General features: G+C 72.6%; 11 protein-coding genes. 5 read left to right on the top strand and 6 right to left on the bottom strand.

The window, feature by feature from the left end; genetic code table 11:
• The first annotated feature begins 53 nt into the window (after positions 1 to 53).
• The 3 genes from ACGF5U_RS06255 (at position 54) to ACGF5U_RS06245 (ending at position 3,897) form a co-directional block, all read left to right on the top strand.
• Positions 54 to 1,145, top strand: a complete 1,092-nt coding sequence (locus ACGF5U_RS06255) for a thiamine ABC transporter substrate binding subunit (RefSeq protein WP_392710794.1) — start codon at positions 54 to 56, stop codon at positions 1,143 to 1,145.
• Between the two features lie 101 nt (positions 1,146 to 1,246).
• The gene (locus ACGF5U_RS06250; RefSeq protein ID WP_392711275.1) at positions 1,247 to 2,854 is read left to right on the top strand and encodes an ABC transporter permease; all 1,608 of its coding nucleotides are present in this window, start codon (positions 1,247 to 1,249) and stop codon (positions 2,852 to 2,854) included.
• 2 nt (positions 2,855 to 2,856) lie between these two features.
• The gene (locus ACGF5U_RS06245) at positions 2,857 to 3,897 is read left to right on the top strand and encodes an ABC transporter ATP-binding protein (RefSeq protein ID WP_392710793.1); all 1,041 of its coding nucleotides are present in this window, start codon (positions 2,857 to 2,859) and stop codon (positions 3,895 to 3,897) included.
• 167 nt (positions 3,898 to 4,064) lie between these two features.
• On the opposite strand, the gene ACGF5U_RS06240 is transcribed toward ACGF5U_RS06245, so the two are convergent.
• From ACGF5U_RS06240 to ACGF5U_RS06215, 6 genes are all read right to left on the bottom strand, one after another.
• On the bottom strand, positions 4,065 to 5,045 hold the full coding sequence (locus tag ACGF5U_RS06240) for a hypothetical protein (protein WP_392710792.1): 981 nt from the start codon (positions 5,043 to 5,045) through the stop codon (positions 4,065 to 4,067).
• Positions 5,046 to 5,123: 78 nt separating this feature from the next.
• Positions 5,124 to 6,254, bottom strand: coding sequence for an LOG family protein (locus ACGF5U_RS06235; RefSeq protein ID WP_392710791.1), 1,131 nt, complete (start codon positions 6,252 to 6,254; stop codon positions 5,124 to 5,126).
• 67 nt (positions 6,255 to 6,321) lie between these two features.
• The gene (locus ACGF5U_RS06230) at positions 6,322 to 7,485 is read right to left on the bottom strand and encodes a hypothetical protein (RefSeq protein WP_392710790.1); all 1,164 of its coding nucleotides are present in this window, start codon (positions 7,483 to 7,485) and stop codon (positions 6,322 to 6,324) included.
• The gene (locus ACGF5U_RS06225) at positions 7,467 to 8,195 is read right to left on the bottom strand and encodes an ABC transporter ATP-binding protein (RefSeq protein WP_392711274.1); all 729 of its coding nucleotides are present in this window, start codon (positions 8,193 to 8,195) and stop codon (positions 7,467 to 7,469) included. Before ACGF5U_RS06225 ends, ACGF5U_RS06230 begins: the two co-directional genes overlap by 19 nt.
• Before the next feature lie 215 nt (positions 8,196 to 8,410).
• The gene (locus ACGF5U_RS06220) at positions 8,411 to 9,781 is read right to left on the bottom strand and encodes an aspartate aminotransferase family protein (RefSeq protein ID WP_392710789.1); all 1,371 of its coding nucleotides are present in this window, start codon (positions 9,779 to 9,781) and stop codon (positions 8,411 to 8,413) included.
• Between the two features lie 2 nt (positions 9,782 to 9,783).
• Complete coding sequence (locus ACGF5U_RS06215) at positions 9,784 to 10,290, bottom strand: Lrp/AsnC family transcriptional regulator (RefSeq protein WP_392710788.1); 507 nt, start codon at positions 10,288 to 10,290, stop codon at positions 9,784 to 9,786.
• 215 nt (positions 10,291 to 10,505) lie between these two features.
• On the opposite strand from ACGF5U_RS06215, the gene ACGF5U_RS06210 reads away from it, so the two are divergent.
• Together ACGF5U_RS06210 and ACGF5U_RS06205 are read left to right on the top strand one after the other, a co-directional pair.
• Positions 10,506 to 11,942 carry a gamma-aminobutyraldehyde dehydrogenase gene (locus tag ACGF5U_RS06210; protein ID WP_392710787.1) on the top strand — a complete coding sequence of 479 codons (1,437 nt, stop codon included), beginning with the start codon at positions 10,506 to 10,508 and terminating at the stop codon, positions 11,940 to 11,942.
• A gap of 244 nt (positions 11,943 to 12,186) precedes the next feature.
• Entirely contained in the window at positions 12,187 to 12,714 is a 528-nt protein-coding gene (locus ACGF5U_RS06205) for an HXXEE domain-containing protein (RefSeq protein WP_392710786.1), read from the top strand.
• The last annotated feature ends 24 nt before the right edge of the window (positions 12,715 to 12,738 follow it).

Genomic DNA, 12,738 nt, shown 5'->3' with positions numbered 1-12,738 from the left:
CGACGGGTGGGCAGGGCCGCGTCTCTTCCTGGACACCCCCAGGAGGAATCTCAGTGAGCACCACCAAGAAGATCGCGGTCGGCACGCTGGCCGCCGCGCTGGGCGTCACGACGCTCACCGCCTGCGGTGACGACTCCGGCACATCGGCCGGCGACGGCACGAAGCCGAAGACCGTCACCCTCGTCAGCCACGACTCCTTCAACGCTTCCGAGGCCGTCCTGAAGGAGTTCACCCGGCAGACCGGCTACACGGTCAAGGTCCTCAAGAGCGGCGACGCCGGTGAGGCCGTCAACAAGGCCGTCCTCACCAAGGGCGCCCCGCAGGGCGACGTCTTCTTCGGCGTCGACAACACCCTGCTGTCCCGCGCCCTCGACAACGACCTGTTCCAGCCGTACGAGGCGAAGGGCCTCGACCGGATCCCGGACGCGGTCCGGCTCGACAAGGACAAGCACCGCGTCACGCCCGTCGACTCCGGCGACATCTGCGTCAACTACGACAAGAAGTACTTCGCCGACAAGAAGCTCGCGCCGCCGCAGACCTTCGACGACCTGGCGAAGCCCGCCTACAAGGACCTCCTCGTCGTGGAGAACCCCGAGCGGTCCTCGCCCGGACTCGGCTTCCTGCTCGGCACGGCCGCCGCCTACGGGGACACCGGCTGGCAGGACTACTGGAAGAAGCTGAAGGCCAACGGCGTGAAGGTGGTCGACAGCTGGGAGATCGCCTACAACCAGGAGTTCTCCGGCTCCGCCGGCGGCAAGCAGGCCAAGGCGGACCGGCCGCTCGTCGTGTCGTACGCCTCCAGCCCGCCGGTCGAGGTGCTGTACGCCGACCCGCAGCCGAGCGAGGCGCCCACCGGCGTGTCCACCGGCACCTGCTTCCGGCAGATCGAGTTCGCAGGGCTGCTGACCGGCGCGAAGAACGAGGCCGGCGGCAAGGCCCTGATCGACTTCCTGATCGGCAAGCGGTTCCAGGAGGACATGCCGCTGCAGATGTTCGTGAACCCGGTCGCCGACGACGCGAAGCTGCCCGCGCTGTTCACCCAGCACGGCGTGGTGGTCGACAAGCCGGAGACCGTCGCCCCTGACAAGATCGCCAAGAACCGGGACGAGTGGATCCAGACGTGGTCCTCGCTCGTCCTGAAGTGACGGACCCGCCGGCCGACGGCCGGCCCGCCCGAGGCGGGACCGCCAGGGGCGGGACGGCCAGGGGCGGGACGGCCAGGGGCGGGCTGGTCAGGGGCGGGCTCCTGCTCCTGCCCCTGGCCTTCTTCGCCCTGTTCTTCGCCTACCCGGTCGCCGCGATCGTCGGCCGGGGGCTGAAGGCCGACGGGGTGTGGAAGTTCGGCCGGCTCGGGCAGGTCCTGAGCCGGCCGGACATCCTCGACGTCCTGTGGTTCACCACCTGGCAGGCACTCGCCTCCACCGCGCTCACCCTGCTCGTCGCGCTGCCCGGCGCGTACGTCTTCGCCCGGTTCGACTTCCCCGGCAAGCAGCTGCTGCGGGCCGTGGTGACCGTGCCGTTCGTCCTGCCGACGGTCGTCGTCGGCACGGCGTTCCTGGCGGTCGTCGGCCGAGGGGGGCTGCTGGACGACCTGTGGGGCGTACGGCTCGACACGACCGTATGGGCGATCCTCCTCGCGCACGTCTTCTTCAACTACGCCGTCGTCGTCCGGACGGTCGGCGGCCTGTGGGCCCAGCTCGACCCCCGGCAGGAGGAGGCCGCCCGGGTCCTCGGGGCGTCCCGGCTCGGCGCCTGGCGGCGGGTGACACTGCCGGCGCTCGCACCCGCCGTCGCCGCCGCCGCGCTGATGGTGTTCCTGTTCACGTACACCTCGTTCGGTGTCGTGCTGATCCTCGGCGGGCCCGGCTACCGGACCCTGGAGGCGGAGATCTACCGGCAGACCGCGCAGCTGCTGGACCTGCCGACGGCCGCCGTGCTCACGCTCGTGCAGTTCGCCGCGGTCGGCGGCATCCTCGCGGTGCACGCCTGGACGGTACGGCGCCGGGAGGCCGCGCTGCGGCTGGTCGACCCGGCGCGGACCGCCCGCCGGCCGCGCGGAGCCGGACAGTGGGCCCTGCTCGGCGGCGTCCTCGTCTCGGTCGCCGTGCTGCTGCTCCTGCCGCTCGGGGTGCTGGTCGCCCGGTCGCTGGACGCCTCCGGCGGGCTCGGGTACTACCGGGCGCTGCGGTCGGCCGGCTCCGGCGGCGGCACCTTCCTGGTGCCGCCGATGGAGGCGGTCTGGAACTCCCTCCAGTACGCGCTGGCCGCCACCGCGATCGCCGTGGTCGTCGGGGGGCTCGCCGCCGCCGCGCTGACCCGGCGGGCGGGCCGGCTGGTGCGCGGCTTCGACGCGCTGCTGATGCTGCCGCTCGGCGTGTCCGCCGTGACCGTCGGTTTCGGTTTCCTGATCGCGCTGGACGAGCCGCCGCTGGACCTGCGCACCTCGTGGATCCTGGTGCCGCTCGCCCAGGCCCTGGTCGGGGTGCCCTTCGTCGTACGGACCATGCTGCCCGTCCTGCGGGCCGTGGACCCGAGGCTGCGCGAGGCGGCCGCCGTACTCGGCGCGTCACCGCTGCGGGCCTGGCGGGAGGTGGACCTGCCGATGGTGCGGCGGGCGCTGCTGGTCGCCGCCGGGTTCGCGTTCGCCGTGTCGCTGGGCGAGTTCGGGGCGACCGTGTTCATCGCCCGCGCCGACAGCCCGACCCTGCCGGTGGCCGTGGCACGGCTGCTCGGCCGGCCCGGCGAGCTCAACTACGGGCAGGCCATGGCGCTGTCCACCATCCTCATGGTGGTCTGCGCGGTGGCGCTGCTGCTGCTCGAACGTGTTCGTACCGATCGCTCGGGAGAGTTCTAGACATGCTGGCGCTGGAAGGCGTGACCGTACGCTTCGGGGCCCGGGACACGGCGCGGACCGCCCTCGACGCGGTGGACCTGACGGTCGCCGACCACGAGATCGTGTGCGTGCTCGGGCCGAGCGGCAGCGGGAAGTCGACGCTGCTGCGGGTCGTCGCCGGGCTCCAGCACGCCGACGCGGGCCGGGTGCTGCTCGCGGGCGCCGACCAGGCGGGCGTGCCCGTGCACCGGCGGGGCGTCGGCCTGATGTTCCAGGACCACCAGCTGTTCCCGCAGCGCGATGTGGGCGGCAACGTCGCGTTCGGGCTGCGGATGCACGGCGCGTCGCGGGCCGAGCGGGCCGCGCGGGTCGCCGAACTCCTCGACCTCGTCGGGCTGCCCGGCACGGAACGGCGCTCCGTCGCCGCCCTGTCCGGCGGTGAGCAGCAGCGCGTGGCGCTGGCCAGGGCGCTGGCCCCCCGGCCCCGGCTGCTGATGCTGGACGAGCCCCTCGGCCAGCTCGACCGGGGGCTGCGTGAGCGGATCGTGGTCGAGCTGCGCGGACTGTTCGGGCGGCTGGGCACGACCGTGCTGGCCGTCACCCATGACCAGGGGGAGGCGTTCGCCCTCGCCGACCGGGTCGTGGTGATGCGCGACGGCCGGATCGCCCAGGTGGGCACGCCCACCGAGGTGTGGGAGCGGCCCGCGTCCGAGTTCGTGGCCCGGTTCCTGGGCTTCGACAACGTGGTGGCGGCGCGGGTGGGCGGCGAGGCGGCCGACACGGTGTGGGGCAGGGTGCCGGTGCCCGCCGGTACGCCGCAGTGCGAGACGCGGCTGCTGGTGCGGCCCGCCGGGGTGCTGCTCGGCGATCCGGCGGACGGGCTGCGCTGCACCGTGGAGGCGCGGACGTTCCGGGGCCATCACGTCGCCGTGCGGTTGCGGCCGTCCGGCGGGGACGCGCCGCCGCTGGAGGCGGAGTGCGGCCTGCGCGACGCGCCGGAGCCGGGCGCGGCGGTCGGGGTGACGTTCGCCCCGGACGAGGTCGTCGTCCTGGACGCCGCCTGACGCCGCGCGGGCCGCGAACGCGGCGGGTACGGCACCCCTGGCGCGGCGGGCCGGGCGGCCCCGTAACGCGGCGGGCAGTGCGCCCCCGGAACGCGCGGGCCGGGCGGCCCCGTAACCCGGCGTCCCAGGGGACGGCACGGCTCCGCCGGGTGGGCGGAGCCGGGTGCTCAGCCGACGGCGGCGGGCGCGCGTTCCGGTTCGGCTCCGGCCCCGTCGTCGGCGCCCGGTGCCGCCGGCCCGCCGTGGCCTTCCGGCGCGCCGAACCAGGCGACGGCCACCGCGCCCGCCACGGCGAGGACGAAGCCGAGCACGGCGAGCCAGCCCAGACCGGCGCGGGCCGCGTCGCCGAGCCACAGCACGCCGATCGCGCCGGGCAGCACCGTCTCACCGACGACGAGCGCGGCCGTGGCGCCGTTCACGGAGCCGATCTGGAGCGCGACGGTGTGCAGGTACATACCGCCGAACCCGGCGACGAGGATCGCGTACAGGGCCGGGTCGGTGAGCAGCGTGAAGGGGTCGAACGGATCGATGCCGCCCAGGATGCGCACGCCGACGCCGAGCGCGCCGAAGCCCAGTCCGGACAGCAGACCGGCGAGGATCGCGGCCCGTGCGCCCAGCAGCCGTACGACCACGGTGCCGCCGACGATCAGCAGCAGCGAGATCGCCAGCAGCCACCAGTGGGTGCTGATCGGGGTGTGTCCGCTGCCCTCGGGCCCTGCCGCCGTGGCCAGGAGCACCAGCGCCGAGCAGACGACGCCGATCGACGTCCATTCGGCGCGGGTCAGCCGGATGCCGAGCATCTTGACGCTCAGCACGGCGGTGATCACCAGGTTCGCGCTGATCACCGTCTGGGACAGGAACAGCGGCAGCATCCTGGCGGCCAGCGCGCCGAGTCCGAAGCCGATGAAGTCGAGGATCGTGCCGACGATGAACTCCCAGGTCATCGCGGCCTTCGCGGTGGACGACAGGGACGGGCCGCCGTGCTGGGTGACCCCGGGAGCGGCGGTGGGACCGGTGCCGGAGCCCGCTCGCGCTCTCGCCGCCGCGGCCTCCTGACGCGCGGACCTGCGCGAGCCCACGGCTTGCAGGACCGAGCCCGTGCCGTAGCAGATCGAGGCCGCGATGGCCGTCAACAGTCCTATGAGCACACCGGGCTCCGTTCCGAGATGGTCTGTACCGTCTGCCAGACGTCGGTTCGGTGCCGAAAGTTGCTTCTGTCTGTTTCGCTACGTGGCCGACGCGAGCCGCAGCAGCTCCTCCGCCGCTTCCTCCACCGTGTCGACCAGCGCGATCCGCGGCGCCATCGAGCGGCCCTCGGCCAGCGCCCGCAGCAGCGGCCACGCGGGCAGGTGCTCGGTCCAGTGCGTACGGTTCACCAGGACCATCGGGGTCGGTTCGCCCCGCGACTCGTAGTAGTTGGGCGTCGCGTTGTCGAAGATCTCCTGCACCGTGCCGGCCGCGCCCGGCAGATAGACCACACCGGCCGTGCAGCGCGCGAGGAGGCCGTCCTCGCGGGTGGCGTTGGCGAAGTACTTGGCGATGTGCTCGGCGAACGCGTTCGGCGGCTCGTGCCCGTAGAACCAGGTCGGGATGCCGATCGAGTCGCCGCCGCGCGGCCAGCGCGCCCGCACCTCGAACGCCACGCGGGCCCAGGCGCCGATCGACGGCGCGTACGACGGCTCCTTGCCGAGCAGCAGCAGCGCGTCGTCCAGCATCCCGTCGGGGTGCGGCGCGGCGTACGCGCCCAGGTTCGCGGCCTCCATCGCGCCGGGACCTCCACCGGTGGCAACCGTCAGCCCGGCGCGGCTCAGCGTGCGGCCGAGCCGGGCGGCGCCGGCGTACGCGTCGGTGCCCCGAGCCATGGCGTGGCCCCCCATGACACCGACGACCCGGGCACCGGCGAGCCGCTCGTCCAGCGCGTCGGAGACGGAGTCGTCGTGGACGGCGCGCAGCATCGACGCGAAGACGTCGCCGTCCGCCAGGGTCCGCTGGAACCACTCGTACGTCAGGGCGTCCGGCGTGGCCCCGTACCCGTGCTCGGCCAGGGCCGTGAACAGTTCGTCGGGGGAGTAGAGCAGCCCCCGGTACGGGTCGAACGGCAGATCCGGTACGGGCGGGAACACGAGCGCCCCCTCGCCCCGTACCTTCGTCGCCGCGTCCGGCAGCATGGGGCAGCCGAGGAACACGGCTCCCGTGGTGTCGACGGACAGCAGGGCGAACGTACGGTCCGTCAGATCGACGGACTGGACGCGGTGTCCGACGAGGCTGCCGCGCGCGACGACCGCGTCGAACTCCTCCAGCGTCTCGATCTCTCGGTCGTGGCCGTGCGGGTGTCCATGCCGGTGAAGGTGCGCCATGCGGCCACGATAGGCCCTGCCCGGCGGCGAGTTGCCCCCTGCCCCCGAGGTGGCGGGGGCGCCCGGGTCAGTACCGCAGCGGCAGCGCCGCCAGCAGCGCCACGGCCCACGTCAACGGTCCGAAGACGGTCAGCAGGAGCCCGGCGCGCAGGGCGGCGGCCGTACGCAGCATCGACGCGGGGGCGCCGAGCCGGATCAGCGCGGCCGTCGTCCCGGCCCGGCACTGGCGGGTCTCCAGCGCGGCGGTGAGGAGCGTGGCCAGGGTGCAGGCCATCACCAGGCCCGCGCCGAGACCGGTCAGCGGCCCGAGCGGGCGCCCGCCCGCCCCGTGCAGGACGGTCGCCGTGATCGTGGCCGACCCCACCGCGCACACCACGCCCAGGGGCCGCCCGATCCGGTGCGCCTCCTCCATCAGGGCGCGCCCCGCGAGCAGCCGGGTCGGTCCGGGCCGCAGCGCCTGGAGCAGTCGGCCGCACAGGTGGGCGAGGCCCGGCCCCGCGACGGCGAGCCCCACCGCGGTGAGCAGCCAGCCGGCGAGGACCCCGACCGGCCCGCCGTCGAGCCCGCCAGGCAGCAGCGGCGGCGCCGTACCGGTCGTGCCGAGGGCCGCGTACGTCTCGACGGCGAGCCCGACCGCCATCAGCGCCACACCCCAGGCCAGCCCGGCCGGTTCGGGCGCCGGGTCGAAGGGGTCCTTGGCCTCCTCGCCCGCCGCCTGGCCGCGTCGCGGGCGCAGCGTCAGACCGGTGGCGGCGGACGCGGCGACCGGGACGACGGCGAGGAGCGTCAGCGCGGCCGGCAGGGGCAGCGGCGCGCCCGCGTCGAGCAGCTCGGCCGCGGCCCCGTCGAACGGCAGGCCCGTGAGGTCGCCCCGCAGGTGCAGGTAGAACAGGAGCGCCAGGGCGGAGCCGAGGGCGCAGGACACCGCGGTGGACGTGGCCGCGATCGCGGCGAGCCGTACCGGACCGAGGCCCAGGGACGACAGTCCGGGCCGGGGCCGGGTGCCCGGGTCCGTACGGGCCACCGCGACCGCCAGATGGACCGTCGCGGCCAGCGGCAGGACGCACCACAGGAGCCGTGGCACGGACGCGGACGGTTCGCCGGGGTTCGCGACGGCGTGGCCCAGCGTGTACAGGAGCAGGAAGCCGACCCCGGCCGACGCGGCGGTCACCAGCAGCCGGCGTGCCAGGACGACCGCGTGGCCGCCGCGGGCTAGACGGAGAGCGAGCACGCGTCGCGGCCCTCCGCTGCGTCGAGCTGTACGGGGTTGGCGCGCCGCCCGTCGACGAGCGTGACCGCGCGGTCGGCGAGGGCGGCGACGTCCGCGTCATGGGTGGCGAGGACGACGGTGATGCGGTGGGAGCGCGCGGCGGCGGTCAGGGTGCGCAGGACCTGGGAGCGGTCGGCGCTGTGCAGGACCGCCGTCGGCTCGTCCGCGAAGAGGACGGCGGGCATGGCGACGAGGGCCCGCGCGACGGCGGTGCGCTGGCGCTGCGACTGGAGCAGGGCGTGCGGCCGCTTCATGGCACAGGCGCCGATGTCGAGGCGCTCCAGCCACTCCAGGGCGGTCTCCTTGGCCGCGCGGTGGGGGAGGCCGCGCAGCAGCAGCGGGAGGGCGGCGTTCTCCCAGGTCTTGAGTTCGGGGACCAGGGTGGGTCGCGGGTCGATCCAGCCGAAGCGGTCGCGGCGCAGCCGCTCGCGCTGGAGCGGGGTCATGGTGTGGACGGGGGCGCTGTTGAACCAGACCTCGCCCTGGTCGGGGACGACCTGGCCGGACAGACAGCGCAGGAGGGTCGTCTTCCCGCAGCCGCGCGGTCCGTGCACGGCGAGGATCTCGCCCTCGCGTACGCCGAGGGAGACTCCGCTCAGCGCGGGCGAGCCGCTCAGCGTGTGGTGCAGGGAGCGCGCCCACAGGACGTCGTTGTCGGGCGGGGCCACCATGTCAGTCACACCTCAGATCCGCTCGGAGCCGTCGATTTCCCCCCGAAACGGTGGGAACGTAACACGTGGCTCATCGGGGCCCAACGGTGTGGCACGGCATCCGGAAACGCCCGTGGCCCGGATGCACCCGTGTGGGTGAAGCCGGGCCACGGTCGGCCGACGACGGGCGGTCGGGGGAACCGCCCGGGGGAGCCCCGCGAGGGGCGCCCGTGCGATCAGAGCTTGGTCCAGGCCTCGGTGAGGGTGGCCCGGAGGATCTGCTCGATCTCGTCGAACGTCGACTGGTCGGAGACCAGCGGCGGGGCGAGCTGGACGACCGGGTCGCCACGGTCGTCGGCGCGGCAGTACAGGCCGTTGTCGAACAGCGCCTTGGAGAGGAAGCCGTACAGGACGCGCTCCGTCTCCTCGTCGTCGAACGACTCCTTGGTGACCTTGTCCTTGACCAGCTCGATGCCGTAGAAGAACCCGTTGCCGCGCACGTCGCCGACGATCGGCAGGTCGTGCAGCTTCTCCAGGGTCGACCGGAACGCGCCCTCGTTGTCCAGCACGTGCTGGTTGAGGTTCTCGCGCTCGAAGATGTCGAGGTTGGCGAGGCCGACGGCCGCGGAGACCGGGTGGCCGCCGAAGGTGTAGCCGTGCAGGAAGGTGTTGTCACCCTTGTAGAACGGCTCGGCGAGGCGGTCGGAGATGATGCACGCGCCGATCGGGGAGTAGCCCGACGTCATGCCCTTGGCGCAGGTGATCATGTCCGGCACGTAGTCGAACTTGTCACAGGCGAACATCGTGCCGAGGCGGCCGAAGGCGCAGATGACCTCGTCCGAGACGAGCAGCACGTCGTACTTGTCGCAGATCTCGCGGACCCGCTGGAAGTACCCGGGCGGCGGCGGGAAGCAGCCGCCGGCGTTCTGCACCGGCTCCAGGAACACCGCGGCGACGGTGTCGGGGCCCTCGAAGAGGATCTGCTGCTCGATCTGGTCGGCGGCCCAGCGGCCGTACGCCTCGGGGTCGTCGCCGTGGATCGGGGCGCGGTAGATGTTGGTGTTCGGCACCTTGTGCGCGCCGGGGACCAGCGGCTCGAAGGGGGCCTTGAGGCCCGGCAGGCCGGTGATCGACAGGGCGCCCTGCGGGGTGCCGTGGTAGGCGACCGCGCGGGAGATGACCTTGTACTTGGTCGGCTTGCCGACCAGCTTGAAGTACTGCTTCGCCAGCTTCCAGGCGGTCTCGACCGCCTCTCCGCCACCGGTGGTGAAGAAGACCTTGTTCAGGTCGCCGGGGGCGTGGTGGGCGAGGCGCTCGGCCAGCTCGACGGCCTTCGGGTGGGCGTAGGACCACACCGGGAAGAAGGCGAGCTCCTGGGCCTGCTTGTAGGCGGTCTCGGCGAGCTCGGTGCGCCCGTGGCCCGCCTGGACCACGAAGAGCCCGGCGAGACCGTCGAGGTAGCGCCTGCCCTTGTCGTCGTAGATGTAGGTTCCCTCGCCGCGGACGATGGTCGGGACGGGGCTGTTCTCGTACGACGACATGCGGGTGAAGTGCATCCACAGGTGGTCGTAGGCGGTCTTTGACAGGTCGCTGCGGGAGTTGCTCACGGCTATCGGGTTCCCCACATGTAGGTCTGCTTCTTGAGCTTGAGGTAGACGAAGCTCTCGGTGGAGCGAACGCCGGGGAGGGTCCGGATGCGCTTGTTGATCACATCCAGCAGGTGGTCGTCGTCCTCGCAGACGATCTCCACCATCAGGTCGAAGGAGCCCGCGGTCATCACCACGTACTCGCATTCGGCCATGGCCGTCACCGCGTCCGCCACCTGCTCCACGTCGCCCTCGACGTTGATGCCGACCATCGCCTGCCGACGGAAGCCCACGGTGAGCGGGTCGGTCACGGCGACGATCTGCATCACGCCCTGGTCGAGGAGTTTCTGGACGCGCTGCCGTACGGCCGCTTCCGAGAGGCCGACGGCCTTTCCGATGGCGGCGTAGGGACGGCGTCCGTCCTCCTGGAGCTGTTCGATGATCGCCAGGGACACGGCATCGATCGCGGGGGACGATCCGTTGCCGGGCCTGGAGTCTGCGCTTCGGCTGGCCACAACCTCACTGTGCACCGAGACTCGTCGGTCTCGCAACCCCAGATCGATGAAATTCGTTGTTCTGAGGTCTGGATCTCACTGAATCCGAAGTTATGGAGCGTCGGGCCTGTTGAAAGCGTCGCCTCAGCGATTAGGGTAGGTGTCTCATCCACCGGACACCGATCCTGGGAAGCAGGGCCGGCACCGAGTCGGATACAGAGATCGTCAGGAATCGACAGGAGGGGTGGCTTGTGACCACCGAACTGCGTCGTCTGCGCAACTACATCAACGGCGAGTTCCGCGATGCCGCCGACGGCAGGACCATCGACGTCGTCAACCCGGTCACCGGTGACGTGTACGCCACTTCTCCGCTCTCCGGGCAGGCCGACGTGGACGCCGCCATGGAGGCCGCGGCCGCCGCCTTCCCGGCCTGGCGGGACACCACCCCCAGTGAGCGGCAGAAGGCCCTGCTGAGGATCGCCGACGCGTTCGAGGAGCGCGCCGAGGACCTCATCGCCGCGGAGTGCGAGAACACCGGCAAGCCGATCGGCCTCACGCGAAGTGAGGAGATCCCGCCGATGGTGGACCAGATCCGCTTCTTCGCCGGCGCGGCCCGGCTGCTCGAGGGCCGCTCGGCCGGCGAGTACATGGAGGGCATGACCTCGATCGTCCGCCGCGAGCCGGTCGGCGTCTGCGCGCAGGTCGCGCCGTGGAACTACCCGATGATGATGGCCGTGTGGAAGTTCGCGCCGGCCATCGCCGCGGGCAACACCGTCGTGCTCAAGCCGTCCGACACGACACCCGCGTCCACCGTGCTGATCGCCGAGATCATCGGCTCCATCCTGCCCAAGGGCGTCTTCAACGTCCTGTGCGGCGACCGCGAGACCGGCCGGGCCATGGTCGAGCACCCGACGCCCGCGATGGCCTCCATCACCGGCTCCGTACGCGCCGGCATGCAGGTCGCCGAGTCCGCCGCCAAGGACGTCAAGCGCGTCCACCTGGAGCTGGGCGGCAAGGCCCCGGTCGTCGTCTTCGAGGACACCGACATCGCCAAGGCCGTCGAGGACATCTCCGTGGCCGGCTTCTTCAACGCCGGCCAGGACTGCACCGCCGCGACCCGGGTGCTCGTCCAGGAGTCCGTCCACGACGAGTTCGTCGCCGCGCTCGCCAAGGCGGCCGCCGACACCAAGACCGGCGCCCCGGACGACGAGGACGCCCTGTACGGCCCGCTGAACAACGCCAACCAGCTGGCGCAGGTCAGCGGCTTCATCGACCGGCTGCCCGCGCACGCCAAGGTCGAGGCCGGCGGCCACCGCGTCGGCGACAAGGGCTACTTCTACGCCCCGACCGTCGTCTCCGGCCTCAACCAGGACGACGAGATCGTCCAGAACGAGGTCTTCGGCCCCGTCATCACCGTCCAGTCGTTCCGCGACGAGGAGCAGGCGCTGGAGTACGCCAACGGCGTCGAGTACGCGCTCGCGTCGTCCGTGTGGACCAAGGACCACGCCCGCGCCATGCGGATGTCCCGGTCGCTGGACTTCGGCTGCGTGTGGATCAACACCCACATCCCGCTCGTCGCGGAGATGCCGCACGGCGGCTACAAGAAGTCCGGCTACGGCAAGGACCTGTCGGCCTACGGCTTCGAGGACTACACCCGCATCAAGCACGTGATGACGTCCCTCGGCTGACGGACGATCCGTGCGTGACGGCACGCCGTGAACGACGGAAGGGCGGGCCGGGAGACACTCCCGGCCCGCCCGCCCGTCTCGCCGGGCCGCGCCGCGCCGCGCCCTGCGCGGCAGAACGCGCGCATGAGCACCACGCGCGCACGAGCTGAACGCGCGTACGAGCACTACGCGCGTACGAGCACTACGCGCGTACGAGCACAACGTGCGGACGAACGAACCACGCGCGTACGAGCACAATGCGTCTATGACACGGAACACCGACCTCGCCGTCGCCTACGGCCTGTTGGCCGCCTGGGCCCTGCACGACGCGGAGGAGGTGGCCTTCGGGCCACGCTGGCTCCGCGACCACCTGCCGGAGCTGCGCGAGCGGTTCCCCGGTGTCCCCGAGCGGATATGGCGGGCCGCCGAGGCCGTGGACCAGCGGGAGTTCACCGTCGCCGTGGGCCTCATGGGCGGGATCGTCGCCGCCGCATCCGTCGCCGGGCACCGCACCGGCGGGCGGTCCGGCTTCTACCAGGCCGCGCTGACCGGATTCGGGCTGCACGGGCTCGTCCACCTCGCCCAGGCCGCCGCCGTACGCGGCTACACGCCCGGCTCCGTGACCTCGCCGCTGCTCGTCGTCCCGTTCACGCTGTGGGCGCGCGGCCGGCTGCGCCGCGCAGGGGTGCTGCGACCCGCCCGTACGCGCGACGCCGTGACCGGACTGGCCATGGCGGCAGGCGCCACCATCCTCTCGCACGCCGTCGCGCGAAGGGTCACCGGGGCCCGGTGAAGGGCCGGTAAACCCCGGCGTACG

Source organism: Streptomyces sp. NPDC047886 (genome assembly GCF_043204435.1).
Classification (GTDB): domain Bacteria; phylum Actinomycetota; class Actinomycetes; order Streptomycetales; family Streptomycetaceae; genus Streptomyces.
This window is presented reverse-complemented; position numbering and strand designations above follow the sequence as displayed.

What these genes read in the sequence shown, in the direction of transcription:
- ACGF5U_RS06245 (WP_392710793.1), top strand. Translation starts at nt 2,857, where the DNA reads ATGCTGGCGCTGGAAGGCGTGACCGTACGCTTCGGGGCCCGGGACACG.
- ACGF5U_RS06235 (WP_392710791.1), bottom strand. Translation starts at nt 6,254, where the DNA reads ATGGCGCACCTTCACCGGCATGGACACCCGCACGGCCACGACCGAGAG.
- ACGF5U_RS06225 (WP_392711274.1), bottom strand. Translation starts at nt 8,195, where the DNA reads ATGGTGGCCCCGCCCGACAACGACGTCCTGTGGGCGCGCTCCCTGCAC.
- ACGF5U_RS06205 (WP_392710786.1), top strand. Translation starts at nt 12,187, where the DNA reads ATGACACGGAACACCGACCTCGCCGTCGCCTACGGCCTGTTGGCCGCC.